We start from the raw sequence: 26548 nt of genomic DNA on the forward strand, positions 1-26548 counted from the left end.
TCATGAGCCAGGACCTCTACGAACTCCTCGGCGTGTCACGAGACGCGGATGCGGACGCCATCAAGAAGGCCTACCGACGGTTGGCCCGACAGCTGCACCCCGACGTCAACCCCGACCCCGAGACCCAGGAGAAGTTCAAGGAGGTCTCGCTGGCCTACGAGGTGCTCAGCGACCCCCAGAAGCGTGCGGCGTACGACCGCGGCGGCGACCCCTTCGGCGGCGGCATGGGCGCCGGCGGGTTCGGCCAGGGCGCCGGGTTCTCCTTCACCGACATCATGGACGCCTTCTTCGGTGGCCAGGGCCAGGCCGGCCAGGGTGGTCGTGGACCGCGACCACGGATGCGCCGCGGCCAGGATGCCCTGATCCGCCTCGAGATCGAGCTCGCCGAGGCGGCCTTCGGGGTCACCCGCGAGCTGAAGGTCGACACCGCCATCCAGTGCGAGGCCTGCCACGGCGACGGTGCCGCGCCGGGCAGCAAGCCGATCACCTGCGAGACCTGCCGCGGCGCGGGAGAGGTCGCCCACGTGCAGCGCTCGTTCCTGGGTGAGATCCGCACCCTGCGGCCCTGCGCGGCCTGCCGCGGCTTCGGCACGATCATCCCCGACCCCTGTCGCGAGTGTGCCGGCGACGGGCGCGTGCGCTCGCGCCGCAGCCTCACCGTGAAGATCCCGGCCGGGGTCGACGTCGGCACGCGTGTCCAGCTCAGCGGCCAGGGCGAGGTCGGCCCGGGCGGTGGCCCGGCCGGCGACCTGTTCGTCGAGATCCACGTCGCTCCCCATCCGACCTTCACCCGCCACGGCAACGACCTGCACTGCACGGTGACGGTGCCGATGACCGCGGCCGCGCTGGGTGCCTCCCTGACCCTGCCGACGCTCGAGGCAGACCTGGCCGGTGACGACTCCGACGTCGAGACCAGCTTCGCCCTCGAGATCCGGCCCGGCACCCAGTCCGGCGCCACCCAGACGCTCAGTGCACGCGGGGTTCCCGGCCTGCGCAACGTCGGCCGCGGTGACCTCATCGTGACCGTGGTGGTCGACACCCCGACCCGCCTGGACCCGCGCCAGGAGGAGCTGCTCCGCGAGCTCGCCGCCCTCCGTGGCGAGGAGACCCCCGACGGCAGCGTCCAGGCCACCCACAAGGGCGTCTTCGGTCGCCTCCGCGACGCCTTCAACCACTGATGTCGCTGCCCGTGCACCTGGTGGCCACCCTCGCGGGTGTGGCCGCAGGTGACGTGGTGGAGATCTCCGGCGACGAGGCCCACCACGCGGTCGCCGTACGCCGGCTCCGGGTGGGGGAGCACGTCGTGCTCACCGACGGTGCTGGTACGTCGGCCCGCGGAGTCGTGGCAACCACGGGCAAGCGGGTGTTCACCGTCGAGGTGGCGGAGCCGCGCCACGAGGAGCGTCAGGCCCCGTCGGTCACGGTGGTCCAGGCCCTGCCCAAGGGTGACCGCGGAGAGCTCGCAGTCGAGGTGCTCACCGAGATCGGCGTCGACGTGATCGTGCCGTGGGCAGCGTCCCGGTCGGTGGCGGTGTGGCGTGGTGACCGCGTGGCCAAGTCACACGCGAAGTGGGCGGCCACGGCACGCGAGGCGGCCAAGCAGTCCCGGCGCGCCTGGTTCCCGACGGTGGCGCCGCTGGCCACCACCGAGGACGTCGTCGCCCTGCTCGGCGAGGCCGAGGTGGCCGTCGTGCTCCACGAGGGCGCCACGGAGCCCTTGTCCGCGATCTCTGTGCAGGGGAGTGTCACCATGGTGGTGGTGGTCGGTCCCGAGGGTGGCATCAGTGACGAGGAGCTCGCTTCCTTCGAGGCCGCGGGGGTTCGCCCCGTGCGACTGGGACGCGAGGTCCTGCGCACCTCCACCGCCGGGCTGGCCGCAGTGGCCGCGTTGTTGGCGGGCACTGACCGTTGGTCGTGACCGGAGGAGGGTTTGAATGGGGGACGCACTCGGGGAGAACCCCGATGTGAGGCAGCACGGACTCGGTGATGCTGGAGGCATGAGTGTGATGAAGCGACAGCTGCAGGGGCTGGTGCGCAAGACCCTGCTGCGTCTGATGCCGGCCCAGACCATTGACCTGTCCCGGCTCGACAAGGTGCCCGACGCACTCGGCTGGCCCCTGGCCCGCAACGGCTTCGACCCCCAGCCCCGCCTCGCCGAGACCCGCAGCGAGGCCCCTGTCCATCACCTCACCGCCCTGCTGGGGATGAACGTGTGGCTCGTCACCGGGCTCGACGAGGGCCGCGAGGTGCTGATGGATCCGACGGCGTACAGCACCGACATCCGCCCGTACGTCGGCAAGCGCGGCGCGTCCGACGGCGACATCGGCGGTCTCGGCTTCACCGATCCGCCCGACCACACGCGGCTGCGCAAGCTGATCACGCCCGAGTTCACGATGCACCGGCTCGAACGCATCCGCCCGATGGTGACCCGCATCGTCGAGCAACAGCTGGACGAGATCGCCGCGCGTGCCCGCGATCAGGAGGTCGTCGACCTCGTGCCGACCTTCGCGTTCCCCGTGCCGTTCCTGGTGATCTGCGAGCTGCTCGGGCTGCCCGACCACGACCGCGAGATCTTCCGCGGGCTGGGCAGCGCCCGGTTCGACGTCACCGAGGGTGGCTACGGCACGCTCGGTGCCATCTCGGACTCGCGGGAGTTCCTCAAGGAGGCCACCCGCCGGCAACGCGCCGAGCCCGGTCCGGGCCTGATCGGCCAGATCCTTCGCGAGCACGGCGACGAGATCAGCGACTACGACCTGGCCGGGCTCGCCGACGGGGTCTTCACCGGCGGCATGGAGACCAGTGCCGGCATGCTCGCGATGGGCACGGCCGTGCTGCTCGGCGACCGCACCACCTGGGAGCGGCTGCGCGACGACGACGAGTCGGTGAACCCGGTGGTCGAGGAGCTGCTGCGCTACCTCTCGGTGGTGCAGGTGGCGTTCCCGCGGTTCGCCAGGCAGGACATGACCGTGGGAGGCAACCGGGTGCACAAGGGCGACGTGGTGCTGGTCTCGGTCCCGGGCGTCAACCGCGACCCGGTCTTCGGCGACGCGCCCGACGCGTTCGACCCGACCCGGCCGGCACACGGCCACCTGGCCTTCGGCCACGGCCTGCACCGCTGCATCGGCTCCGAGCTGGCCCGCATGGAGCTGCGGACCTCCTTCCCCGCGCTGGTGCGCCGCTTCCCGCAGATGCAGCTGGCCGACTCCGACCTCGGCTTCCGGCACAGCTCGCTGGTGTACGGCGTGGAGCGGGTGCCGGTGATCCCCGGACCGGAGTCACGAGGCAAGTAGCGCCTCGACCCGCACGGACTCCGCGTCGAGCTCCTGCTGCTCGGCACGGGTTAGGTCACGGAACAGCTCGAACTCGAGGGCGTCGTCGACGACCCGCCACAGCCCCTCGAGCATGCCGTCGACGAAGACCGTGTTCGCCATCCCGCCGTTCGGTCCCATCCAGCGCTTGCGGTTGAGCGTGGTGGTCACGCGATCGCGCGCAGCGTGGGAGAGCCACACGTTGTCGTACTGCCCGAGCAGGCGCACCGGCGCCGCCGCCTCACCGTTCACGATCGGCGCACCCTCCACGTCGAACAGTGCCCGGCCGTTCTCGTCGGTGTGTCGCACGAGGTCGTCCATCCCGGCGACCACCGGACCGAGCCGGGTGATGCCCGACCAGGCGGTCACGTCGGCAGCGGTGGCCGGCCCGAACGCGCGCAGGTAGCGGCGGACGATCGCCGGGGGATCGGGCTCGACCAACGATCGCTCCAGCCACCGGTCGACGTACTGGTAGACGACTCCGCCCGCCTGTTGCCAGCAGCCGCGCGGAGGCAGCTGGGCCAGGGGAAGGTCCACGCGGGCCAGGTTGGTCAGGGCGGTCGGCGGCACGCCGGGGAAGCGCTCCTCCAGGCGCAGGCCGAGGTCCTTGCCTGAGAGCGGGGCGTCGGCGAGCAGCTCGGAGACGGCGGTCGCGAACTCACCGGCGTCGAGGTGCAGCGCGGCCGCGGTGTTCTGGCTGGCGGCGCGTTCGCGGTCCTGGCGCGGCTGCGTCCACTGCCGCAGCGACAGCGCGTCGTCGGGCACCAGCAGGTGCACGGTGCCGCGCATCGTCAGCAGTCGGACCAGAACCTTCGTGGTCAGGCCGGCGCTCACGTCGTACGGGTCGAAGCCCTCCAGGCGTGCGGCCAGCGAGAGGTACGGCGGCAGGTTGGCCTGGGCCTGCAGGCCGACCAGGTGCGCGACCATCGCCGGGACCGGCATCGTCGTGCGCTCCAGCAGGTGCTGGCGGGCCAACAAGGTGCGGTTGAGGTCGCGTGGCGTGAGCTGCACGACCCCAACCTAGGCGTTCACTTGACGACGATGGTCTTCGTGTCGACGTCCGGCCCGTTGCCCTCGGCACCACCGGTGGGGTCGTCGTTCATCGCCTTGAAGGTGTACTCGCCCGGGGCCAGGCCGCTGACGTCGACCTTCACCTTCCAGGGGAACAGGCGATCCATGCCCCAGCCCTCGGCGGTGCCGAAGCCGTCCTTGACCACCTTGTCGCCCTTGAGCACCTGCCACTGGACGTTCGACTCGAAGCTGTTGTTGACGCCGGTTGCGGTGAACGACCCGGACACCTCGGCTCCCTCGACGGGCGCCGTCACGTTCATCAGCGAGAGCGTGTCGAGCACGTCGGCGTTGGCGAGGGGCTCCGAGGTGGGTACGCCGAGGACCGTGTCGCTGTGCTCGCCGTCCAGCAGGATCTGGACGGGCAAGCGGCCCTTGCCGACGGCTGCCTGTGCCGTGTAGACGAGCTGCTCGATGGCCAGCTGGGCGTCGCGCTCGCTCATGCCGTCGGGCCGGTCGTGCAAGGGCGTGCCACCCTCGAGAAGGGGTACGACGATCACGTCGCCCTGCATCGTCTCGGCCGTGGTGTCGACCTTGGTGCCGTCCGGCCACGGCTGGCGGTAGTCGGGATCCATCGGGGTGCCGCTGACGGCCATCCCGAGGGCGGCCTCGACATTGCTCTGCCCGGATCCCGGTCGCAGCTTGGTGAACTCGCGGAACAGCACGCTGCCCCCCGGGCCGTCACCGATGTAGTAGACCGGCACGGTGACGAGTACCGCCGGTGGGTCGGCCGGGTCGGTCTCGCCCTCGGTCGTGAAGGCCGACGGGTCCTCGACGGTGACGTCGTCGGTCGCACCATCGGTGGTGCCGGCCGACGAGCTCCCGGCCGGGCCGGGGTCGGCGGAGTCGCCGTCGCCGAAGTTCCCGGCGAACGCGATCGCGGTGATGACGGCAGCGGTGGCGACGATGGCGCCACCGGCGCCGTAGATCCAGGGTCGGCGAGTGCTCATGCTGGTCACCTTCGTTCGGTTGCGGATGGACTCGAGCCCGTCTGCGGGCTCCACGTCGGAGACCGCGTCGGAGATCAGCTCCCGGAGCGGGTCGTTCTTCTCGGGGCGGTTCATGAGTGGTCCTCCAGGAGTTCTCCGAGGTGCTGGCGCAACGACTCGGCGCCACGCGACGCGTGGCTCTTCACGGCACCGCGGCTGATGCCGAGGGTGTCCGCGATCTGTGCTTCGGTGAGATCGAGGTAGTAGCGCAGCGCGATCACCTCGCGCTGGCGTCGGGGGAGTGCGGCCACAGCGTCGAGGACGCTCTCGCGCCGCGCCTGCTCGAGGGCGTGCTCGTCGGCGCCGGGGGCGAGGGGCACGCCGCGGTGGCCTTCGACCTCGAGGTGCCGGTCGACCACCTTGCGGTGCCTCAGGACCGACCGCGACCGGTTCACCACGGCCTGGCGCAGGTAGGCGAGGCCCTTCTCCGGCTCGCGCAACCTGCCCCACCGCCCGTGCATCGCGACGAACGCGTCCTGGACGATCTCCTCGGCCGTGCCGGTGTCACGCACCAGCAGCACCGAGAGGCGGACCAGCGAGCGCCAGTGGGTGGCGTACAGCTGCTCGACCGCGGAGTCGGCGTCGCCGGGCCGGCCGTCGCCGGTCACTGGGCGGTCCGTCGTCGTCGGAGGTGCATGGGTCATCACGCTAGTGGCACGCGCGGGTCGCTCCGCCGGTTTACACGCCGGGGGCCCTTCATTGCTCGCGGTGCCACCTCTAGTGTGGCCTGCATGAGTGCACCCGTTCCCCCTGACGACTGCATCTTCTGCAAGATCGTGGCCGGCGACCTGCCCGCCGAGATCGTGCACGCCACAGATCTCACGGTCGCCTTCCGAGACCTGCAACCGCAGGCGCCGACGCACTTCCTGGTCGTGCCGCGCAGCCACTACGAGAACGCCGCGTCGCTGGCCGACCACGAGCCGGCGGCGTTGGCCGAGCTGTTCACCACTGCCCGCGAGGTCGCCGAGAAGGAGGACCTGCCCGGCTACCGCGCGGTGTTCAACACCGGGGCGGCCGCGCAGCAGACGGTCTTCCACGCCCACCTGCACGTGCTCGGCGGGCGCGACCTGACCTGGCCCCCGGGCTGACGGTCGCGTACGGCGGCCAGCGCTGACGGCGCTGGTCAGTCCGCGCTGACGACCGAGCCGGACAGGAGCCCGAGGAGTCGGGTGACCTCGTCGGCGACGGCCGTGCGCCGGCATCAACGCGGAGATGGTCAGCAGCGCCCAGCGGGTCAGCGTCGTCGCGGGATCGCACAAGCTCGGCAAGGTGGCGCTGGCCCGGATCTGCGACGCCAGCGCGATCTCCCAGCTGATCACCGATGACGCCGCCGATGCCGAGGCCGTGGCAGCCCTGTCGCGAAAAGCCGGTGTGACCCGGTGCTCGCCGCGCCGTAGCATGGAGTCCTCATGACAGACACCCAGAGCGAGTCCGGCTCCCGCGGCCCGACCACCAAGCACACCGTCGTCGTGCCGTCGAGCGTCAACATGGTCAGCCTGCTCGGGCCCAACGACGAACACCTGTCCCTGATCGAGCGCGCCTTCGAGGCCGACGTACACGTGCGTGGCAACCAGGTGACCCTCCAGGGCGCGCCGGCCGAGATCGCGCTCGTGGAGCGACTCCTCGAAGAGCTGGTGACGATCATCCGCACCGGTCAGGGCATCACCGACGAGACCGTCGAGCGGGTCGTGTCGATGCTGCGCGCCGAGACCACCGAGCGCCCGGCCGACGTGCTCTCGCTCAACATCCTGAGCAACCGCGGCCGCACCATCCGGCCCAAGACGCTGAACCAGAAGCGCTACGTCGACTCGATCGACAAGAGCACGATCACCTTCGGCATCGGCCCGGCCGGCACCGGCAAGACCTACCTGGCCGTGGCCAAGGCGGTGCAGGCACTGCAGTCCAAGCAGGTCAACCGCATCATCCTCAGCCGACCCGCCGTCGAGGCCGGCGAGAAGCTCGGCTTCCTCCCCGGCACGCTCACGGAGAAGATCGACCCCTACCTGCGGCCGCTGTACGACGCCCTGCACGACATGCTCGACCCCGAGCTGATCCCCAAGCTGCTCGCCGCCGGCACCATCGAGGTGGCGCCCCTGGCGTTCCTGCGCGGCCGGTCGCTCAACGACTCGTTCATCATCCTCGACGAGGCCCAGAACACCACGCCCGAGCAGATGAAGATGTTCCTGACCCGGCTGGGCTTCGGCTCCAAGATCGTGGTCACCGGCGACGTCACCCAGGTCGACCTGCCGTCCGGCACCAAGTCCGGGCTGCGCATCGTCGAGGGCATCCTCGACACCGTCGACGACATCTCGTTCAACCGGCTCACCGCCCACGACGTCGTGCGCCACCGGCTGGTCGGCAAGATCGTCGCGGCCTACGAGACCTTCGACGCCCGGGACTCCGCCCGGAAGGACCAGCACCGGTGACCATCGAGGTGCTCAACGAGTCGGGTCACGAGCTCGACGTACACCAGCTGTCGATGCTGAGCCGGTTCGTGATGGACCAGATGCGGGTGCACCCGCAGGCCGAGCTCTGCATCAAGGCCGTCGACGAGGCGACCATCGCCGAGCTCAACGCCCGCTGGATGGAGAAGGACGGCCCCACCGACGTGCTGGCCTTCCCGATGGACGAGCTGCGTCCCGGCCTGGTCAACGAGGAGCCTGAAGAGGGCGTGCTCGGCGACCTGGTGCTGTGCCCCGAGATCGCCGGCAAGCAGGCGGTCACGGCTGGGCACTCACGGGACGCCGAGATCGAGCTGCTCACCGTGCACGGCATCCTCCACCTCCTCGGCTACGACCACGCGGAGCCCGAGGAGCACAAGGAGATGTTCGGTCTCCAGGACCGGCTCCTCGCCGAGTGGCGTGCCCAATGACCAGTGGCGATCTCTGGCTGCTGGGTTCAGCAGCCGTCCTCGTTCTCCTCGCCGGTCTCCTCTCGGCCGCCGACGCCGCACTGTCCAGCTTCTCGCGCGCCCGCGCCGAGGAGATAGCCGCTGAGGGCAAGGCCGGTGCCAAACGGGTGCTGGCGATCCTCGACGACCCGGCCCGCTACCTGAACACCACGCTGCTGCTGCGCATCCTGTGCGAGGTCTCGGCGATCGTGCTCGTCACCCGGCTGGTCTCGGGCAGCGTCGATGCGTCGTGGGCCAGGATCCTGATCTCGATCGGCATCATGCTGGTCGTCTCGTTCGTCGCGATCGGGGTCGCGCCGCGCACTCTCGGCCGCCAGCACGCGATCACCGTCGCCCTGCTCTGCGCCGCGCCGATCCAGTGGGTCACCCGCATCCTCGGCCCGATCCCGCAGCTGCTGATCCTGATCGGCAACGCGCTCACGCCCGGCAAGGGGTTCAGCGACGGACCGTTCTCGACGGAGACCGAGCTGCGTGAGCTGGTCGACATGGCCGAGGCCTCCAGCGTCATCGAGGACGGCGAGCGCAAGATGATCCACTCCGTCTTCGAGCTCGGTGACACGACTGTCCGCGAGGTGATGGTGCCCCGCAACGACGTGCTGTACGTCGACCGCAACAAGAACCTGCGCCAGACGATGTCGCTGTTCCTGCGCAGCGGCTACTCCCGCATGCCGGTCGTGGGGGAGAACCTCGACGACATCGTCGGCTTCGCCTATCTCAAGGACGTCAGCAAGCGGGTCTTCGACAACGCTGACGCAGAGACCACCGAGCGCATCGACCAGCACCTGCGCCCGGTGCACTGGGTGCCCGACAGCAAACCGGCGGACGACGTGCTCTCCGAGATGCAGGCCCGCCGCCAGCACATCGCCGTGGTCGTCGACGAGTACGGCGGCACGGCCGGCATCGTCACCATCGAAGACGTCCTCGAGGAGATCGTCGGCGAGATCACCGACGAGTACGACGAGGGCGAGATCCAGATCGAGGTGTTCGAGGACGGCAGCACCCGTGTCTCCTCGCGCTACCCGGTCGACGACCTCGACGAGCTGTTCCCCGGCTACGTGCAGGTCGAGGAGGACGTCGACTCGGTCGGTGGTCTGATGGCCAAGGAGCTCGGCCGGGTCCCGATCCCGGGTTCGGTCGTCGAGTCGCACGGCCTGCGCTTCGAGGCCGAGGAGTCGGCCGGCAGGCGCAACCGCATCGGCACGGTGCTGATCAGCAAGGCCGAACCACCGCCCGGGAGGGCCGACGCCGACGACTACGCTGAGCCGCATGCCTGACCTCGCCCCCGAAGACGCCAAGCTCGTCACCCTGGCCCGCGCCACGCGCGCCCGCACCCGCGCCACGGAAGGCGCCGCCGTGCGCGACACCGACGGACGCACCTACGCCGCCGGCTCGGTCGACCTCCCGTCGCTCAAGCTCTCCGCGATCCAGGTGTGCGTGGCGATGGCCTCCTCGTCGGGATCGGCCGGCCTCGAGGCCGTCGTACTCATGCGGGACGGTGGAGCCGACGGTGCCGCTTCCGCGGCCGATCTCGCGGTGGTCGAGGAGTTCGCCGGCCCCGGCGTCCCCCTCCACCTCGTCTGATCCCTCCGATACTCCCTGACGTTCCGGTCCACTTCCGGGGATACTCCCTGACGTTTCGGCCCTGCCGAGGGCCGAAACGTCAGGGAGTATCGGGCTTGGAGGGCCCGAACGTCAGGGAGTATCGGGAATACCCCTTGGTGAGTGCAAGCAGTGAGGCGCTACCGTGTTCCTGTGACCATCGTGCGTGGGTGGGAGAACCACCGGGAGGCCGTGGAACGTCTGCTGGCGTCGTACGCCGCGATTCCTGAGCGCGCCCCCGTGCGGCTCGCGAAGAGCACCTCGAACCTGTTCCGGCCCCGCTCCAGCACCACCGTGCCGGGCCTCGACGTGTCCGGGCTCGACGGCGTGATCGAGGTCGACGTCGCCAACCGCACCGCCGATGTGCAGGGCATGTGCACCTACGAGCACCTCGTCGAGGCGACCCTGCCGCACGGCCTGATCCCACTCGTCGTGCCGCAGCTGCGCACGATCACGCTCGGTGGAGCGGTCACCGGCCTGGGCATCGAGGCGACCAGCTTCCGCAACGGCCTGCCCCACGAGTCGGTCCTCGAGATGGACCTCCTCACCGGTGACGCCGAGGTGATCACCGCGCGCACCGACAACGAGCACGCCGACCTCTTCGCCACCTTCCCCAACTCCTACGGCTCGCTCGGCTACGCCGTCCGGCTGAAGATCGAGCTCGAGGAGGTGCCCGGGTTCGTCGCACTCCGCCACGTCCGCTTCGACGACGCGGCCCAGCTGGGCAAGGCGATCGAGACCATCGTCGAGTCCGGCGAGTGGGAGGGCGAGAGCGTCGACGGACTCGACGGCGTGGCCTTCGAACCGGGCGAGCTCTACCTGACCCTGGCCCGGTGGAGCGATGCCGCGACCGGCGAACCGAGCGACTACACGGGCAGTGGCATCTACTACCGCTCCGTCCAGCAGCGGCAGCGTGACGTGCTGACCATGAACGACTACCTCTGGCGCTGGGACACCGACTGGTTCTGGTGCTCGGGCGCGTTCGGGCTGTACAACCCGCGGATCCGCCGGCTCTGGCCGCGCCGTTGGCGGCGCTCCGACGTCTACCACAAGCTGGTCGGCCTCGACCGCCGCTTCGGCATCGCCGACCGCCTCGACCGCCGGGCCGGACGGCCCCGTCGCGAACGCGTCATCCAGGACGTCGAGGTCCCCGTCGACCGGCTGCCCGACTTCCTCCACTGGTTCGACGAGGCCGTCGGCATGCGCCCCGTGTGGCTGTGCCCGCTGCGGTTGCGTGGTGCCGGCACCCGCTGGCCGTCGTACCCGCTCGAGCCCGGCACGACCTACGTCAACGCCGGATTCTGGGGCACCGTGCATGTCGGCGAGGACGCCGACGACGCTCCCCGGAACCGCGCCATCGAGGCGAAGGTGCACGAGCTCGGCGGGCACAAGTCGCTCTACTCCGAGGCGTTCTACGACCGCGCCACCTTCGACCGGCTCTACGACGGAGCCAACCTGGCCGCCGTGAAACAGCGTTACGACCCACACGACCGACTCACCTCTCTCTATGACAAGGCGGTGCAACGCCAGTGAGCATGACCGACTCCGTGACCATCGGGCAGGCCATCGATTCCCTTCTCCACGACGGTTCCCCGGTGCGCTTCAGTGCGTACGACGGCAGCGTCGCCGGACCACCTGACGCGAAGATCGAGCTGCATCTCAAGAACGAGCGCGGGCTCTCCTACATCATGACCGCGCCCGGCGACCTCGGCATGGCCCGCGCCTACGTGATGGGCGACCTGGAGCTCCGCGGAGTGCATCCGGGCGACCCCTACGAGGCGATGGCGCTGCTGGTCAACCACCTGAAGTTCCGCCGACCCAGCGTCAGCGAGGCGCTGCGCCTGGTGCGCGGACTGGGCATCGACAAGCTGAGGCCGCCGCCGGTGCCGCCGCAGGAGCACCTGCCGCGCTGGCGTCGCGCCTTCGAGGGCCTGCGCCACTCGATGAACCGTGACGCCGAGGTGATCAAGCACCACTACGACGTCTCGAACCGGTTCTACGAGATGGTGCTCGGTCCGTCGATGACCTACACCTGCGCACTCTTCGAGACCCCCGAGGCGACCCTCGAGGAGGCCCAGGCCGCGAAGTACGACCTGATCTGCCGCAAGCTCAACCTCCAACCCGGTCAACGCCTGCTCGACGTGGGCTGTGGCTGGGGAGGCATGGTGCGCCACGCCGCACGCGAGTACGGCGCCAAGGCGCTCGGCGTGACCCTCTCGCTCGAACAGGCCCAGTGGGCCAAGGAGGCCATCGACCGTGAAGGGCTCGGTGACCTGGCCGAGGTGCGACACCTCGACTACCGCGAGGTCATGGAGACCGGTTTCGACGCGGTCAGCTCGATCGGCCTGACCGAGCACATCGGGGTGAGGAACTACCCGTCGTACTTCACCTTCCTGCGCGAGAAGCTGCGCCCGGGCGGGCGACTGCTCAACCACAGCATCACGCGCCCGCACAACCGGCCGACCGAGACCGGGGCGTTCATCGACCGCTACGTCTTCCCCGACGGCGAGCTGATCGGCTCGGGCACGATCGTGGCCGCCGCCCAGGACGCCGGACTCGAGGTCCAGCACACCGAGAACATCCGCGAGCACTACGCGCTGACCCTCGCCGGATGGTGCCGGAACCTCGAGGCCAACTGGGACGAGTGCGTCGCCGAGGTCGGTGAGGGCACGGCCCGGGTGTGGGGCATCTACATGGCCGGTTCGCGGATCGGGTTCGAGCGCGACGAGATCGAGCTGCACCACGTGCTCGCCACCCGCAACGACGAACGCGGCGCCAGCGGCTTCCCGCTGCGTCCCGACTGGATCGCCTGAACGAGGCACGAGGGGCCGCGCCGCGGGTCAGGCGATGCCGACCTGCGGCACGGCGTCCAGCAGCGCCCGTTCGACGTCCCGGGGGTGGGCCGCGACCCTGCGCACGTGCGGCACGTCGTCCAGGGTCGGAAGACCGTCGCCGACCACCACGGCACGCCGGGCAGAGCGCAGCATCGCGAGGTCGTTGAGGTCGTTGCCCACGGCCAGGTCGGCGGCCCCGGTCGACGAGAGGCCCGCAACCGCCACGGACTTGTCGACGCCCGCCGCGACGACGTCCATGTCGCCGGTCGCGTGCGGCAGGGTGACGACTCCGGGCAGTCCGGCCGCAGCGGGCAGCCCGCGTCGTGACTCCTCGATGCTGACCTTGAGCACGCCGTCCAGGGGTGGCCGCTGACCGGGGGCCATGAGTCGTCGCGCACGGTCTCCGAACCACGGCAGCGCCGTCGCGTCGCGGGCAACGAAGTGGTCGCCGTACTCCGCGCACCAGCCGACCCCGGCCCGGTCCAACCGCTCCAGCAGCCGACCCACCGACGCGGCGGGCAGTGCGCGGACGGTCGCCGGCAGGCCCCCCGGCGGCAGGTGCAGGGCCCCGTTGCAGCAGACCAGGTCGATCCGCTGCGCCAGGCGCCCGAACCAGTCCCGCAGGCACCGCGGGGAACGGGCGGTGGCCAGCACCAGCCTGACGTCCGGCCGCTCCGCGAAGTCCTCGAGTACGTCGACCAGGGGCTGGGCCGGGCACGTTCCGTCGAAGGTCAGGGTGCCGTCGAGGTCGCAGGCGATCAGCATGCGTGGGCTCCCTCCGGGGCACGCGTACGGGCCGCGACCACGGCGGCGAGTCCACCGCCGACGATGAGGGCCGCGGCGACCAGGAGCCCCGGGGTGGCACTGTCCCCGTGTTCCCGAGGCACGACGTCGAGCGCGGTGACCACGGCCAGGCCGAGTGCCCCGCCGACGTTCTGGGCCGTGGTCAGCAGACCGGCGGTGGTCCCGCGCAGCGCCTCGGGCGTGGCGTCGATCGCGGCGATCGACGCGGCCGGGAAGCTGAGCGCCATGCCGATGCCGATCGCGGCCATCGCGATCAGGATCCGCACCTCCGACGGACCGCGAGTGACCGTGGCGAGCAGCACCAGGCTGGTCGCGATCAGCAGCATCCCCACGGCCAGCGTCCGGCCCGGACCGTGACGACCCACGGCTGCTGCCCCGGCCCGGGAGGCGGCCGAGAAGGCCAACGGCTGGGGCAGGATCAGGAGCCCGACCTCGTAGGCGTCCATCCCGCCTCCGGCCTGCAGGTCGAGGCTCAGCACGAACATCGACGAGAGCACACCAGCGAAGACAGCCGCCAGTCCGAGACCGGCCCCGAGCACCCGGGGGCGCCCGAAGGTGCTGCGCGGGATGCCGCCCACGCCGCCCCTGCGCACGAGCACGCCGACGAGCAGCACCAACACCCCGGCGCCGGCACCGAGCGGCCCGACGGTGAGGCTGCCGACCCCGCTGACCAGGCTGAGCGCCAGGCCCAGGGCCACGGTGAGGAGCAGCGCTCCCGGCAGGTCCAACCGGCCGCTGCGGTGAGCCACCGAGGGCGGGATCCGCCACGTCGCGGCCAGGACCAGCAACACGATCGGCACGAGCACCAGGAAGCTCGAGCGCCAGCCCAGCGCCGTGACCAGTGCACCCGGCACCACCAGCCCGGTCGAGAACCCGACCGCACCCATGGCGCCGTACGTCGTCACGGCGCGGTTCCTGGCGGGCCCCTCGGGAAGGCCCGCGGTGATCAGGGCGAGGGCGGCGGGGGCGCTCAACGCGGCACCGGCACCTTGGGTGAACCGACCGACCACGAGAAAGGCGGCAGCGGGCGCGAGGGCACAGGCCAGGCTGCCGAGCCCGAAGAGGACGACGCCGAGGTGGAACAGCGTCCGGCGGTTGCTCCGATCGACCAGTTGACCGGCCAGGGGCAGCAGGCCGGCGTAGGAGATCAGGAAGACGCCTGCGATCAGCTGGAGCTCGACCGGGCCGGGGGCGAACTCACCTTCCACGGCGCCGATCTGCACGTTGATGGCCGACGAGCTCATGCCCTCCAGGAAGAGGGCCAGGCACACGACCAGCGTGCGGGTCCGGGGCAGCGCGCGGAGCTGGGCGGCTCGGTCATCGGTTTCCAGTGGCATTGCAGCAGCGTGCCGGGGCATGCTTGCACGAGGCTTTCATCGCGATGTCCTCGTCGCTGCGACTGGTTGCGCTGTCCCGTGGGGGAGGGCCAGCTGCTCGCCGACGCAATCCTCGGCCCGGGTCAGGTCGAGGCAGTGAGCGACCCCGAGGCCGCGATGCTGGTGCGCCTCGGACAGGACGGTGCCGGTGGGCTCGTGGCTCGCGCCCCGGCAGCGGATGCGCGCGGCCCGGGCACGGGCGACTAACCTTGTCCGGTGAGCACCCGAGCCGAGCAGTACGCCGCGCAGGTGCTGCGGCGTGAGGAGATCTCGCCGCACCTCGTGCGCCTCACCCTCGGCGGTGAGGGGCTGGCCCGATTCACCTCCACCGGAATCAGCGACGAGTGGGTCGGGTTGGTCGTGCCGGGCCAGTTCCAGTCCCGCTACTACACCGTGCGGTCATGGGACGGCGTCGAGCTGGTGCTCGACGTCGTGGTCCACGACGTCGGCCTGGTCACCGAGTGGGCGATGCGCGACTGCACCGGCGAGACCGTCACGATCACCGAGGCCAAGGGCTCCTTCGCGATGCCCGAGGAGAGCCGGTGGCTCTACCTCGTGGGTGACATGACCGGGCTGCCGGCGATGGCGAGGATCATCGAGGAGCTCGGCCCCGACGTACGAGCCCATGTGTGGGCCGAGTCCCCGGAGCGGATCGACGGCTACTTCCCGGAGGCCCTGGAGAAGTCCGGCGACCTGACCTGGCTGGAGCCGCCCGGCCCCGGGCAGAGCAACCTGGCCGCGTTCACCGAGTCGCTGCCGTGGCCCGAGGGCCCCGGATACTTCTGGATGGCGGGGGAGTCCGCCCAGATGCGGGCGATCCGCAAGCACCTCATGCGCGAGGTGAAGCTGCCGAGCACGCAGTACGACGTGATGGGCTACTGGCGTGCGGCGCTGAAGCGCCAGCCGCGTGCGGTCGACCCCGGCCCGATCTACCGGGCAGGCAAGGCGGCAGGCAAGAGTGATGAAGAGATCTGGGCCGACTACGACGCAGCACGGGAGACGGAATGAATGAGCACGACAAGGACTTCGACGTCAGCGGCGTGGCACCGGCCGGACCCCTGCACGGCGAACGGCCCGAGGGCTACCGCAGCGGCTTCGTCTCCTTCGTGGGTCGTCCCAACGCCGGCAAGTCGACGCTGACCAACGCCTTGGTCGGCTCGAAGGTCGTGATCACCTCCTCGAAGCCGCAGACCACCCGCACCGTCGTGCGCGGCATCGTGCACCGTGACGACGCGCAGCTGATCCTCGTCGACACCCCCGGCCTGCACCGCCCGCGCACCCTCCTCGGCGAACGCCTCAACGACCTCGTCAAGACCACGTGGGCCGAGGTCGACGTGGTGGCCGTGTGCTTCCCGGCGAACGAGAAGATCGGTCCCGGCGACACGTTCATCGTCAAGGAGCTCTCGAAGGTCCGGCGCAGCGTGAAGGTCGCCATCGCGACCAAGACCGACCTGGCCACGCCCGAGCAGATCGGCGAGCACCTGCTCGCCATCCAGGCACTGGGGGAGCAGACCGGCACCGAGTGGGCCGAGATCGTGCCGGTCTCGGCCAAGAGCGGAGACCAGGTGCAGCTGCTGGCCGACGTACTCACCGCGATGCTTCCGGAAGGCCCACCGCTCTACCCGGACGGCGACCTGTCCGACGCGCCCGAGGAGGCGATCGTCGCCGAGCTGATCCGCGAGGCCGCGCTCGAAGGCGTGCGTGACGAGCTGCCCCACTCCATCGCGGTCGTCGTCGAGGAGATGGGCCTGCGCGAGGACCGCCCCGAGGACAAGCCCCTGCTCGAGATCCACGCATGGCTCTACGTCGAGCGTGACTCGCAGAAGGGCATCGTGATCGGCCACAAGGGGTCGCGCCTGAAGCAGGTCGGCACCGATGCCCGCATGCAGATCCAGGCCATGCTCGGCACCCCCGTGCACCTCGACCTGCGGGTCAAGGTGGCCAAGGAGTGGCAGCGCGACCCGCGCCAGCTGCGCAAGCTCGGCTTCTGAGTCGGTGGGCCACGTGAGCGAGGACAACCGGGTGGCCCGCAACATGGCCGAGCCGGCGAAGTCGGGGCCAGCGGGGCAGGCCAGATGGGCCGACTACCTCGACTGGGTGCGCGACGACATCGTCAACGGCGTCCTCTCCCTGTCAGCCGGCGAGCAGCGCACGCCGCGAGTTCCCAGCGGATGGACCCCGATCGAGCTGCTCAGCCACTGCCTGCACATGGAGCAGCGCTGGTTCGTGTGGGGATTCCTCGGCGAACCAGTGGCCGATCCCTGGGGGGACTGGAACACCGACGAGCCGTGGGTCTCGGACGACTCCGACGAGACGCTGGCCCGGGCCAGGTGGGAGGTGGCACCGGAGGTGACGGCAGCCGACCTGGCCGCAGGCCTGGAGCGGACAGCCGAGCGGACGCGTCGAGTGCTCCGGGACTTCGCCCCTGACGCCGTTGCCGCGCCCGGTGGCCGCTTCGCGCACGACCCTCCGACCCTGGAGTGGATCTGCTTCCACGTGCTGGCCGAGTATGCCCGGCATGCCGGGCACCTCGACATCGTCACGGAGCTGGCACCGCGGGTTTGAGTCCTCGGCTTCGCCGTGCTCAGGCCTCAGGCGCCCAGCAGAAGCCGTAGTGCTGGCCGGCCGACCACTGCTTCTTGTTCGGCCACTCGTAGCCCCAGGTGAACTTGAGCGGGTCGTCGGCCAGGTCGCGGACGGTGTCCTCGCAGGTCGACTGGCCGGCGTCGCGGGCGGCTTCGACCCCTGGATAGGCGCCACCCTTCGCAGGTCGTACGTCGACCGTGCCGACCGCGCGCCACGAGTGCGAACGGGCACAGGCCACGCGTTCGAAGTCCGTGGTGCCCGGCTTGGCGGTGCCGCACATGCCGTACGTGGCGCGGCCCGTGTCGGTGCCGAGCACGCCCTTGGTCGGGCCGTCGAGCAGCAGCAGCTCCTCGGGCCCGCCGATCGCGATCACCTCGCAGCGGAACCAGTCCTGGCCCTCGTCGGACTGCTCGACGGTGGGGCTGAACCAGACCGTGGTGAGCATGCTGAGGCGCAGGTCCTCCGCCGAGCCGCCGAGGAAGCCGGCGAGCTCGCGCGGGCAGGCGCTGGAGACCTGCTGCTGCACGCGATCGGAGTCGACGGTGACCAGGTGTCCGTCGACGACGGTGTCGAGGGTGCCGACGAAGAAGGTCTCGGCGGTGTGTTTCGCCTTGCAGGACACGGTCTTCGCGTCGAACGTGGGGGCCACCGCGGCGTCGTACGACAGGGAGTGGCAGGTGCCCGGCTTCGGGCGGGGTGCCGGCTTCGCCGGGGCGGGCGGTGTGGTGGACGCACTGGGGGTCGGGTCCGGGTCGGCGGACTTGTCGGATCCGTCCGAGCATCCCGCGAGGAGTCCGAGCGCGAGCAGGAGACCGGCGAGGAGGCGGGTCATCGGGGTGTCCTTGCCCAGCAGATGGAGCGCCGGTTGCCGGCGTCCCACTCGGCCTTGTGGAACCAGGTGTAGGCGTACTCGTAGTCGACCGGGTAGTTCATCCAGGCGCCCACCGAGTCGGAGCAGAAGTCGCGGGTCTTCACCTCGACCAGCCGGTCACCCGGGTAGGACTCGTCGTCGGTGCCGACCTTGATCGTGGTGACGGCACGCCAGTTGTGCTTCTCCGAGCACGGCACCTTCACCTCGCCGACCACGGTCGGGCCCTCGGCACAGACCATCCACTTGTCCTCGGGACGCCCGGTGAGCAGGCCCTTGGCGGTCTCGGGGAGGTCGACGTACTCCTTCGACTGCTCACCACCACCGACCAGGTCGCAGCGGTACCACCGCGCGCCCTTGTCCCAGGCCTTCTCCGACGGGCGGAACCACGCCCAGCTCACCACAGTGCGCATCACCAGCGACTCGTCGGCGCCGAGGAACTTCTCGAACTGGCCGGAGCAGCGCTCGTAGGCGAACTGCGCCAGTCCGTCGTCGTCGTAGTCGGCCTCGTCGTAGGTCGCGGGCAGGGGGCCGACCGCGTAGGTCTCGGCCGTGTGCGTCTCCGCGCAGTCGACGGTCTTGGTCGCGTTGCTGCTCTTCTCTACGTCGCCCGGCTCGAGGTCGCGGCACGCGCCCAGCTCGGGGGCCTCGACCGCGTCCAGCTGGGCGGGGTCGACACGGTCGCTGCCGTCGTCGTTTCCGCATCCGGACAGGACCAGCACGATCGGCAGTGCGACGGCCGGCAGCAGTCGTCGTACAGGGGGCACGTGGGGAGTCCTCTAGGTCGTCAGCAGTGCCGCGATCGTACCGCCCAGCTCGTAGGCAGCCTCCGTCTCGGCCTCCCCGACGTCGCCGAGCACCTCGAGGACGTCGTAGCCCTGGCGCCAGCCGAGGGCGCCGATGATCGACTGCACCGAGCGGACCGCTCCCGTGGTGTCGTAGCGCCCGTGGACGTAGAGGCCGTACGGGCGCTTGGCGGTGGGGCTCGCGTCGTCGCCGGGACCGGCGCCGCCGCTCGGATCGAGCGCGCCGCCGACCTGGAGGAACGTCGAGTCGAAGAAGTGCTTGAGCGCCCCGGACATGTAGCCGAAGTTGGCGCTGGTGCCGAGCAGGTAGCCGTCCGCGGCCAGCACGTCGTCGGCGGTCGCCTCCAGGGCCGGTCGTACGACGACCTCGACGCCCTCGATCTCGTCGTCGGAAGCGCCGGCGACGACTGCCTCGGTGAGGGCCTGCAGCGATCGCGTGGGGGAGTGATGGACAACCAGCAGTCGAGGCATGGACCCACCCTGTCACGGTCGCGAGGGTGCGCTAAAGTGGTTCCCGTCATGAAGATGCGCAGCCTCCTCCTTCGCTGCCGCAACGAGGCCTGAAGCCGGCCCCCTCGTTGCGGAGGTTGTGCTGCCTTCTCATGGGCTGCTCGTCCGGCACCCGGATCTCCAAGCAGCGAGGAAACCATGACCAACCTGAGCAACACCGGCAACCAGCAGTCCGCCAGCGGCATGCCGTTCGAGCGGTACACCGCCTTCGTGCCCGTCGACGTACCCGACCGCACGTGGCCCACGAAGAAGATCACCAAGGCCCCGCGCTGGCTCTCCACCGACCTGCGTGACGGCAACCAGGCGCTGATCGACCCGATGACCCCGGCCCGCAAGCTCAGCATGTTCGAGCTGCTGGTGAAGATGGGCTACAAGGAGATCGAGATCGGCTTCCCCAGCGCCAGCCAGACCGACTTCGACTTCGTGCGCAAGCTGATCGAGGAGGACCGCATCCCCGACGACGTGCAGGTCTCGGTGCTGACCCAGGCCCGCGAGGACCTCATCGAGCGCACGATCCAGTCGCTGGTCGGCGCCGACCGCGCGACCGTGCACCTCTACAACGCGACCGCGCCGCTGTTCCAGCGGGTCGTCTTCGGGGTCACCCCCGACGAGTGCCGCAACATCGCCACCCGCGGCACCGAGATGGTGATGAAGTACGCCGAGGAGATGCTCGGCGACTGTGACTTCGGCTACCAGTACAGCCCCGAGATCTTCACCCAGACCGACACCGACTTCGCGCTCTCGGTGTGCGAGGCGGTCTCCGACGTCTGGCAGCCCGAGGCCGGCCGAGAGATCATCCTCAACCTGCCGGCGACCGTCGAGATGTCGACGCCGAACACCTACGCCGACCAGATCGAGTACTTCGGCCGCGGCCTGACCCGCCGCGAGCACAGTGCGATCAGCCTGCACCCGCACAACGACCGCGGCACCGCCGTGGCCGCCACCGAGCTGGCGATGATGGCCGGCGCCGACCGCGTCGAGGGCTGCCTGTTCGGCCACGGCGAGCGCACCGGCAACGTCGACCTGGTCACGCTGGGGATGAACCTCTTCTCCCAGGGCATCGACCCGCAGATCGACTTCAGCGACATCGACGAGGTGCGCCGCACGGTCGAGTACTGCACCAACCTCCCCGTGCACCCGCGGCACCCCTACGCGGGTGACCTCGTCTACACCGCCTTCTCCGGCTCCCACCAGGACGCCATCAAGAAGGGCCTCGAGGACCTCGACAAGCAGGCCGCCGAGCAGGGTGTTCCGGTCGGCGAGCTGCCCTGGGAGGCGCCGTACCTGCCGATCGACCCGAAGGACGTCGGCCGCAACTACGAGGCCGTGATCCGGGTCAACAGCCAGTCCGGCAAGGGTGGAGTGGCCTACATCCTCAAGGCCGAGCACAAGCTCGACCTGCCGCGACGCGCGCAGATCGAGTTCAGCCGGGTCGTGCAGCAGCGCACCGACTCCGACGGCGGCGAGATGACGCCCGAGGCGATCTGGGACGTCTTCCGCAGCGAGTACCTCGACCGCGAGTCCCCGCTCAAGCTCAACTCGGTGCACACCTCCTCGGCTGCGGGTGAGAAGGACCAGCTCTCGGTCAACGTGTACGTCGACGGTGAGCTGCGCGCGCTGACGGCCTCGGGCAACGGGCCGATCAACGCGTTCACCAACGCGCTCAACGACCTGGTCGAGAGCGAGCAGGCGGCCGGCAACCCGGCGTACGCCGACCGCGGTGACGTGCGGGTGCTCGACTACCACGAGCACGCGCTCTCGGCCGGTGGCGACGCGATCGCCGCGGCGTACGTCGAGTGCGCGGTCGGTGACCAGATCCTCTGGGGTGTCGGCCTCGACGCGAACATCGTCACTGCCTCGCTCAAGGCCGTCGTCAGCGCCGTCAACCGCGCCTGACCCGCCCCGTGTAACGCGCTGTCCATGCCACTTTGCACCCGACCTGCAGGGTGCAAACCGTCATGGACGGAGCGTTACACGCGGGGTTGGGGCAGCACCATCTCGTCGACCAGCAGGGCCGACCCCTCACGGAGGGGCTCGGCCCTGCCGGTCGCGACGAAGCCGAAGCGCTCGTAGACCCTCCGCGCGGCGGGGTTGCCCTGCGCGACGTCGAGGATCACCCGGCGTCCTTCGGCACGGGCCTGAGCGACCACCTCGTCGAGCACCAGTCGTGCCAGGCCTCGGCGACGGAACTCCGGAGCGGTCCACATCGCCACGATCTGGGCGACTCCGTCCTCGATCCGGAAGGCCCCGCCCAGGGCGGCCGCGGCGCCGTCGACGAAGACGACGACGGGCGTGCTCTGCATCCGCATCAGCCAGTCGTCTTCCGTGAAGGCCTCCTCCCGGGCGAGCGTGGACCCGAAGGCATCGGGGGAGTCGGCGAGGGACCGCAACCGGATCTCGCGCCACACCGGCCACTCCTCGGGGGCCAGTCGGCGTACCTCGATGCTCATGACGTCGCTCCTGCCGTCTCGGCGTCGTACTTGTTGCGGACGGCGTCCCGCATCTGGTCGATGTTCTCGCGGAGCGCGTCCGAGATCAGCTCGTCGGTGCGCGGGTCGTTGAGCACCGAGAAGACCAGCCGGAACACCGTGTCACTGACCAGGCGCACGACGTCGTCGTGGAACGGCAGGAACTTGAGCCGGCCCATCTGCTGGTCCTTCTTGATCAGCTCGACGATCATCAGGTCGAGCTCGGCACGGTTCTCGTCGAGGGCGCGGGCGATGTTGCTGGTGTAGTTGCCCGTCTGCAGCACGGCGGTGACCTCGTCCATCACGGCGATCGTCACCGGCCTCTTGATCACCTCGACGATGGAGTCCGTGCCCTGCTTGACGATGGCTGCGGTGACGCGGTCGCCGAAGGCCCGGTCGGCGGCTCGGCCGAGGCGGGCCAGGACGATGAAGACCCGCAGCAGTCGGAACGAGCGGAACGCCGGGTTCGAGACCGGGATCATGCCGAGCACCTCGTACCAGTACTTCAGCGGGAACTTCCAGCCCTCACGCGATCGGCGCCAGCGCCAGAGGAACTCGACGGCGAACAGCGCGCAGATCGCGTAGTCAGCGCGGATCACCCAGCGCTCGGTCCCGGGCGAGACGTCCCAGAAGGTGATCCACGACAGCAGCACCACCGAGATGATCGCGATGACCAGCATCGTCCAGTCCGCGAACCCCACCGGGGGCTTGGAGGGGTAGCTCGCGAGAGGCGACCGATCGGCGCCGGGGTTGTTCTGTCGGGTGTTCGTGGGCATGCGGACAACAGTGTCAGGTCGGCCACGGATAGGGTCGGCGCCATGCGTACCGCTCGGAGAATCACCGCTGTCCTGGCCGTCACGGCTGCCCTCCTCGCCACTGCCGCGTGCGGCGACTCGGACTCGGACGACTCGTCCGACGACAACACGGACTCGGCCGCCGTGTGCACGGCGGACGACATCGAGGTCAGCGGTGAGTTCGGCGAGAAGCCTGAGGTGACGCTGCCGGACGACTGCACCCCGCCGACCGAGGTGATCACCAAGGACCTCTCCGCGGGCTCCGGCCCGGAGGCGAAGGCGGGAGACACCGTGCTGACGGACTACCTGCTGGTGACCTGGTCGAACCAGCAGGTCCTGGACAACTCCTTCGACCGCGGTGAGCCGTTCCCGGTCACGCCACTGGGCCAGGCCCCGGTCATCGACGGGTGGAACGAAGGACTCGTCGGCATCCAGGAGGGCGCCCGCCGCCTGATCATCATCCCGCCGGCCAAGGGCTACGGTGCGGGCGGCAACGGGGTCGAGCCGAACGAGACCCTCGTCTTCGTCGTGGACGCGGTCGCGGTCAGCTGACCTGCCGGGGGCCGGGCGGACGGTAGATTGCTGGCCATGTCGCGCTCACCCCTGGTCTCCGAACGCATCGGCCAGTTCTTCCTCGGCGAGGACCGCCTGGAGTACACCGAGTACGGCTCCGGCGACCGCTGGGTGGTGCTGCTGCACGGCCAGCTGATGCTGCGCCGCATGTGCCAGCCGCTGGCGCGCGCCCTGGCCGCCGAGGGCATGCACGTGGTCACCCTCGACCTGCTCGGCCACGGTCGCTCGGACCGGCCGGCCGACCCGATGGTCTACTCGATGACCGCGTTCGGGGAGCAGGTCGTCGCGCTGCTGGACCACCTCGGCGCCGACCAGGCCGTCATCGGCGGCACCTCCCTGGGCGCCAACGTCTCGCTCGAGGTGGCGGCGATCGCTCCCGCGCGGGTGCGCGGCCTCCTGGTCGAGATGCCGGTGCTCGACAACGCCGTCGAGATGGGGATGGTGGTGTTCGGTCCGATGATGCTGGCGGCGCGGTTCCTGCCGTTCACGGTCAGCCTGACCCGCGCCGTGACGCGTCGGGTGCCGCGCGGGCTGGTCCCCTTCTGGGCGGGCATCGTCCTCGACACCTGCGACCAGCAGCCCGCGCCGATGGCGGCGGTGATGCACGGCATCGTCTTCGGTCGCATCGCCCCTCCGTCGCGCCTGCGCCGCGCCATCGACGTACCCACGATGGTGGTCGGCCATCCCGCCGACCCGGTTCACCCGGCGGCGGACGCCGCGATGCTGGCCGACGAGATCCCGGCTGCCCGGTTCGTCCGGGCCGAGAGCATATTCGAGTGGCGGTTCCGGCCCGAGCGCCTGGACGGCGAGGCGGCCGAGTTCGTCCGCGGGTGCTGGGAGACACGCTCCGCCAGCGGGCTCCGGGGCGTCTGAGACGGCACAATGGACCCGTGCCCCTCTATCGAGCCGAAGCCGTCGTGCTGCGCACCCACAAGCTGGGTGAGGCGGATCGGATCATCACGCTCCTGACCCGCAACCACGGGCTGGTGCGGGCGGTGGCCAAGGGCGTACGCCGCACGTCGTCACGCTGGGGCTCCCGTCTCGAGCCGTTCACCCACGTCGACCTGCAGCTGGCCGAGGGACGCAACCTCGACACCATCACCCAGGCCGTGACCCTGGCCCCGTTCTCGGGAACCCTGGGCGCCGACTACGACCGCTACACCGCCGGTACGGCGATGCTCGAGACCGCCGAGCGCCTGATCATGGAGGAGCGGCAGCCCTCGTTGCAGCAGTTCCTCCTGCTCGTCGGCGGCCTGCGCGCGCTGACCACACCGGAGCGGCGTCCCGGGCAGGTGCTCGACTCCTACTTCCTGCGGTCCCTGTCGGTGGCCGGCTACGCCCCGTCGTTCGACACGTGTGCCCGCTGTGACGCACCCGGTCCGCACCGGTGGTTCAACCCGGCGGCCGGTGGCATCCTGTGCAGCGCCTGTCGCCTGCCGGGTTCGGCGAACCCGTCCGCGGAGACCGTGGCCGTGCTCGGCGGGCTGCTGGCCGGTGACTGGCCGCTGATCGACGCCGCCGAGCCCCGTCACCTCAAGGAGGCCAGTGGCCTCGTGGCGGCGTACCTCCACTGGCACCTGGAGCGCCGGCTCCGCTCGCTGGAGTACGTCGAGCGCTGACCGACCGCGTCAGTCGGTGGGTGCGCCGTTCTCGATCCAGTCGTCGACGGTGCGGTTGAAGCGCTGCAACGACCGGAGGAACTCGTCACGCTCGGTCTGGGACCACGACGCCAGCATGATGTCGAGCAGCCCACGCCGACGGTCGCGTTCCTCGTGCACGGCCCTCGCGCCCTCGGTGGTGAGGGTGAGCACGGAGGCCCGACGGTCCGTGGGGTCGACCGTCTTCTCGGCCAGGCCGAGCCGTACGACGGCCTGCACCTGCCGGGTGATCGTCGAGGGATCGAGGCGGAATGCCTGGGCGATCGCGCCGAGTCGCTGGGGGCCGTTGTCGTCGAGCAGGCACAGGATGCCGTAGCTGGAGCGCTCGAGCTCGACCTCGCCCGAGGGCGTGCGGACATGGATCAACTGCGAGCGTCGCAGGATGGTGAACAGCTGCTGCTCGATCTGATCGTTCTGGTTCTCCACGAAGGCAGCATAGGCCGCGAGGGGCCAAGCTCTAGGGTTGTCCACGTGAATCGTGTGCCACGTCGTCCGCATCCGCACCCCTCCGGTGCCACCCCGCCGCCGATCCCCAAGGAGCTCGTGCCCCGGCACGTGGCCGTGGTGATGGACGGCAACGGCCGCTGGGCCAAGGAGCGCGGCCTCCCGCGGACGGCGGGACACGAGCAAGGTGAGTCGTCGTTGTTCGACGTCGTCGAGGGGGCCATCGAGATCGGCGTGAAGGCGGTGTCGGCGTACGCGTTCTCGACGGAGAACTGGTCGCGCTCGCCCGACGAGGTGCGCTTCCTGATGGGCTTCAACCGGGACGTGATCCGGCGCCGGCGCGACGAGATGCACGAGCTGGGTGTGCGCGTGAAGTGGGCCGGCCGGGCGCCGCGGCTGTGGAGGTCGGTGATCAAGGAGCTGCAGGTCGCCGAGGAGCTGACCAAGGACAACAAGGTGTTCACGCTGACCATGTGCGTGAACTACGGCGGTCGGGCCGAGGTGGCCGACGCCGCGCGGTCCATCGCCCAGGCCGTGGCTGACGGGCGCCTGGACCCCAAGAAGGTCGACGAGAAGACCTTCGCCAAGCACCTCTACGTGCCCGACCTCTCCGACGCCGACCTGGTCTGGCGTACGTCGGGGGAGCAGCGGCTCTCGAACTTCATGCTCTGGCAGGCGGCGTACAGCGAGTTCGTCTTCTCCGACGTGCTCTGGCCCGACGTCGACCGCCGGCACCTGTGGGCCGCGATCGACACCTACGCGCGCCGCGACCGTCGCTACGGGGGCGCCCTCCCCAACGCGCCCGCCTGACCCGCCCCCGCCGACCAGCCCGCCCGCCCCCGCCACGTGTAACGCGCTGTCCACGTCACTTCGCACCCCACCGGCAGGGGGCTAGGTCAATCGGTCTAAGCAACGGTCATGCTGCTGCCGGTTTGGCGAGCAGCGCAGCCAG

At 70.3% G+C, this 26548-nt stretch carries 31 protein-coding genes; 20 read left to right on the plus strand and 11 right to left on the minus strand.

All coding sequences use genetic code 11. The features are described 5' to 3' along the window. Positions 1-2 precede the first annotated feature (2 nt). The 3 genes from dnaJ (at position 3) to ASH02_RS03750 (ending at position 3290) form a co-directional block, all read left to right on the plus strand. Entirely contained in the window at positions 3-1178 is a 1176-nt protein-coding gene (dnaJ, locus tag ASH02_RS03740; RefSeq protein WP_056686678.1) for a molecular chaperone DnaJ, read from the plus strand. Continuing rightward, positions 1178-1918 carry a 16S rRNA (uracil(1498)-N(3))-methyltransferase gene (locus ASH02_RS03745; protein ID WP_057294315.1) on the plus strand — a complete coding sequence of 247 codons (741 nt, stop codon included), beginning with the start codon at positions 1178-1180 and terminating at the stop codon, positions 1916-1918. Before dnaJ ends, ASH02_RS03745 begins: the two co-directional genes overlap by 1 nt. Positions 1919-1997: 79 nt before the next feature. Further along, entirely contained in the window at positions 1998-3290 is a 1293-nt protein-coding gene (locus ASH02_RS03750) for a cytochrome P450 (protein WP_082564051.1), read from the plus strand. On the opposite strand, the gene ASH02_RS03755 is transcribed toward ASH02_RS03750, so the two are convergent. Genes ASH02_RS03755 through ASH02_RS03765 form a run of 3 tightly spaced genes read right to left on the minus strand, consistent with a single transcriptional unit; the run spans position 3276 to position 6009 of the window. Further along, complete coding sequence (locus ASH02_RS03755; RefSeq protein ID WP_057294316.1) at positions 3276-4319, minus strand: winged helix DNA-binding domain-containing protein; 1044 nt, start codon at positions 4317-4319, stop codon at positions 3276-3278. The genes ASH02_RS03750 and ASH02_RS03755 overlap by 15 nt on opposite strands. Before the next feature lie 17 nt (positions 4320-4336). Next, positions 4337-5440 (minus strand): Gmad2 immunoglobulin-like domain-containing protein, encoded by a 1104-nt coding sequence (locus ASH02_RS03760; protein ID WP_056686690.1) that lies wholly within the window; start codon positions 5438-5440, stop codon positions 4337-4339. Beyond that, positions 5437-6009 (minus strand): SigE family RNA polymerase sigma factor, encoded by a 573-nt coding sequence (locus ASH02_RS03765; RefSeq protein ID WP_057294317.1) that lies wholly within the window; start codon positions 6007-6009, stop codon positions 5437-5439. The genes ASH02_RS03760 and ASH02_RS03765 overlap by 4 nt, the downstream gene beginning before the upstream one ends. Positions 6010-6096: 87 nt before the next feature. Between ASH02_RS03765 and ASH02_RS03770 the strand changes: the two genes are divergently transcribed. The 8 genes from ASH02_RS03770 to ASH02_RS03805 all read left to right on the plus strand — a co-directional run bounded on the left by ASH02_RS03770 (position 6097) and on the right by ASH02_RS03805 (position 12688). Continuing rightward, a complete protein-coding gene (locus ASH02_RS03770) occupies positions 6097-6453 on the plus strand; it encodes a histidine triad nucleotide-binding protein (RefSeq protein ID WP_056686697.1) in 357 nt (118 codons plus the stop codon). 124 nt (positions 6454-6577) lie between these two features. Continuing rightward, positions 6578-6778 carry a hypothetical protein gene (locus ASH02_RS03775; protein WP_057294318.1) on the plus strand — a complete coding sequence of 67 codons (201 nt, stop codon included), beginning with the start codon at positions 6578-6580 and terminating at the stop codon, positions 6776-6778. Continuing rightward, positions 6775-7791, plus strand: a complete 1017-nt coding sequence (locus ASH02_RS03780; protein ID WP_056686703.1) for a PhoH family protein — start codon at positions 6775-6777, stop codon at positions 7789-7791. The genes ASH02_RS03775 and ASH02_RS03780 overlap by 4 nt, the downstream gene beginning before the upstream one ends. Continuing rightward, positions 7788-8237 (plus strand): rRNA maturation RNase YbeY, encoded by a 450-nt coding sequence (gene ybeY, locus ASH02_RS03785; protein WP_056686706.1) that lies wholly within the window; start codon positions 7788-7790, stop codon positions 8235-8237. The genes ASH02_RS03780 and ybeY overlap by 4 nt, the downstream gene beginning before the upstream one ends. Continuing rightward, a complete protein-coding gene (locus ASH02_RS03790; protein ID WP_056686709.1) occupies positions 8234-9550 on the plus strand; it encodes a hemolysin family protein in 1317 nt (438 codons plus the stop codon). Before ybeY ends, ASH02_RS03790 begins: the two co-directional genes overlap by 4 nt. Beyond that, complete coding sequence (locus ASH02_RS03795; protein ID WP_057294319.1) at positions 9543-9857, plus strand: hypothetical protein; 315 nt, start codon at positions 9543-9545, stop codon at positions 9855-9857. The genes ASH02_RS03790 and ASH02_RS03795 overlap by 8 nt, the downstream gene beginning before the upstream one ends. A gap of 171 nt (positions 9858-10028) precedes the next feature. Beyond that, positions 10029-11408, plus strand: a complete 1380-nt coding sequence (locus ASH02_RS03800) for an FAD-binding oxidoreductase (RefSeq protein WP_082620790.1) — start codon at positions 10029-10031, stop codon at positions 11406-11408. A gap of 2 nt (positions 11409-11410) precedes the next feature. Then, positions 11411-12688, plus strand: coding sequence for an SAM-dependent methyltransferase (locus ASH02_RS03805; protein WP_057294320.1), 1278 nt, complete (start codon positions 11411-11413; stop codon positions 12686-12688). Between the two features lie 27 nt (positions 12689-12715). On the opposite strand, the gene ASH02_RS03810 is transcribed toward ASH02_RS03805, so the two are convergent. Both ASH02_RS03810 and ASH02_RS03815 read right to left on the minus strand, forming a co-directional pair. Next, complete coding sequence (locus ASH02_RS03810) at positions 12716-13474, minus strand: HAD family hydrolase (RefSeq protein WP_057294321.1); 759 nt, start codon at positions 13472-13474, stop codon at positions 12716-12718. Continuing rightward, positions 13468-14850 (minus strand): MFS transporter, encoded by a 1383-nt coding sequence (locus tag ASH02_RS03815; RefSeq protein WP_057294322.1) that lies wholly within the window; start codon positions 14848-14850, stop codon positions 13468-13470. The genes ASH02_RS03810 and ASH02_RS03815 overlap by 7 nt, the downstream gene beginning before the upstream one ends. A 78-nt stretch (positions 14851-14928) precedes the next feature. Between ASH02_RS03815 and ASH02_RS25930 the strand changes: the two genes are divergently transcribed. The 4 genes from ASH02_RS25930 to ASH02_RS03830 are packed head-to-tail and all read left to right on the plus strand — an operon-like array spanning position 14929 to position 17454. After that, complete coding sequence (locus ASH02_RS25930; RefSeq protein WP_156388886.1) at positions 14929-15096, plus strand: hypothetical protein; 168 nt, start codon at positions 14929-14931, stop codon at positions 15094-15096. 9 nt (positions 15097-15105) lie between these two features. After that, positions 15106-15897, plus strand: a complete 792-nt coding sequence (locus tag ASH02_RS03820; protein WP_056892477.1) for a siderophore-interacting protein — start codon at positions 15106-15108, stop codon at positions 15895-15897. Beyond that, positions 15894-16880 (plus strand): GTPase Era, encoded by a 987-nt coding sequence (era, locus tag ASH02_RS03825; protein ID WP_082564054.1) that lies wholly within the window; start codon positions 15894-15896, stop codon positions 16878-16880. Before ASH02_RS03820 ends, era begins: the two co-directional genes overlap by 4 nt. A gap of 13 nt (positions 16881-16893) precedes the next feature. After that, complete coding sequence (locus ASH02_RS03830) at positions 16894-17454, plus strand: mycothiol transferase (protein ID WP_235538977.1); 561 nt, start codon at positions 16894-16896, stop codon at positions 17452-17454. 19 nt (positions 17455-17473) lie between these two features. Here ASH02_RS03830 and ASH02_RS03835 read toward each other — a convergent pair whose 3' ends face one another. From ASH02_RS03835 to ASH02_RS03845, 3 genes are read right to left on the minus strand one after another with little or no spacing between them, the layout of a single operon-like run. Beyond that, on the minus strand, positions 17474-18307 hold the full coding sequence (locus ASH02_RS03835) for a septum formation family protein (protein ID WP_057294324.1): 834 nt from the start codon (positions 18305-18307) through the stop codon (positions 17474-17476). After that, entirely contained in the window at positions 18304-19110 is an 807-nt protein-coding gene (locus ASH02_RS03840) for a septum formation family protein (protein ID WP_056686729.1), read from the minus strand. Before ASH02_RS03840 ends, ASH02_RS03835 begins: the two co-directional genes overlap by 4 nt. Before the next feature lie 12 nt (positions 19111-19122). Continuing rightward, on the minus strand, positions 19123-19620 hold the full coding sequence (locus ASH02_RS03845) for a flavodoxin family protein (RefSeq protein ID WP_057294325.1): 498 nt from the start codon (positions 19618-19620) through the stop codon (positions 19123-19125). A gap of 177 nt (positions 19621-19797) precedes the next feature. Between ASH02_RS03845 and leuA the strand changes: the two genes are divergently transcribed. Continuing rightward, on the plus strand, positions 19798-21555 hold the full coding sequence (gene leuA / locus ASH02_RS03850; protein WP_057294326.1) for a 2-isopropylmalate synthase: 1758 nt from the start codon (positions 19798-19800) through the stop codon (positions 21553-21555). Positions 21556-21629: 74 nt separating this feature from the next. Here the strand turns inward: leuA and ASH02_RS03855 are convergent, their stop codons facing one another. Next, on the minus strand, positions 21630-22109 hold the full coding sequence (locus ASH02_RS03855) for a GNAT family N-acetyltransferase (protein WP_057294327.1): 480 nt from the start codon (positions 22107-22109) through the stop codon (positions 21630-21632). After that, positions 22106-22903, minus strand: coding sequence for an ion transporter (locus tag ASH02_RS03860; RefSeq protein WP_156388887.1), 798 nt, complete (start codon positions 22901-22903; stop codon positions 22106-22108). Before ASH02_RS03860 ends, ASH02_RS03855 begins: the two co-directional genes overlap by 4 nt. Before the next feature lie 42 nt (positions 22904-22945). Between ASH02_RS03860 and ASH02_RS03865 the strand changes: the two genes are divergently transcribed. Genes ASH02_RS03865 through recO form a run of 3 tightly spaced genes read left to right on the plus strand, consistent with a single transcriptional unit; the run spans position 22946 to position 25113 of the window. Then, positions 22946-23473 carry an FKBP-type peptidyl-prolyl cis-trans isomerase gene (locus ASH02_RS03865; RefSeq protein WP_056686741.1) on the plus strand — a complete coding sequence of 176 codons (528 nt, stop codon included), beginning with the start codon at positions 22946-22948 and terminating at the stop codon, positions 23471-23473. Between the two features lie 36 nt (positions 23474-23509). Beyond that, positions 23510-24367: an alpha/beta fold hydrolase gene (locus ASH02_RS03870; protein ID WP_056892481.1), complete on the plus strand. Its 858-nt coding sequence runs from the start codon at positions 23510-23512 to the stop codon at positions 24365-24367. 17 nt (positions 24368-24384) lie between these two features. Further along, positions 24385-25113: a DNA repair protein RecO gene (gene recO / locus ASH02_RS03875; protein ID WP_056686747.1), complete on the plus strand. Its 729-nt coding sequence runs from the start codon at positions 24385-24387 to the stop codon at positions 25111-25113. A gap of 9 nt (positions 25114-25122) precedes the next feature. On the opposite strand, the gene ASH02_RS03880 is transcribed toward recO, so the two are convergent. Next, complete coding sequence (locus ASH02_RS03880; protein ID WP_056686750.1) at positions 25123-25578, minus strand: MarR family winged helix-turn-helix transcriptional regulator; 456 nt, start codon at positions 25576-25578, stop codon at positions 25123-25125. A 45-nt stretch (positions 25579-25623) separates the two neighbouring features. On the opposite strand from ASH02_RS03880, the gene ASH02_RS03885 reads away from it, so the two are divergent. Beyond that, positions 25624-26406, plus strand: a complete 783-nt coding sequence (locus ASH02_RS03885) for an isoprenyl transferase (protein ID WP_057294328.1) — start codon at positions 25624-25626, stop codon at positions 26404-26406. Positions 26407-26548: the final 142 nt, after the last annotated feature.

Source organism: Nocardioides sp. Soil796, from assembly GCF_001429525.1.
Lineage (GTDB): Bacteria > Actinomycetota > Actinomycetes > Propionibacteriales > Nocardioidaceae > Nocardioides.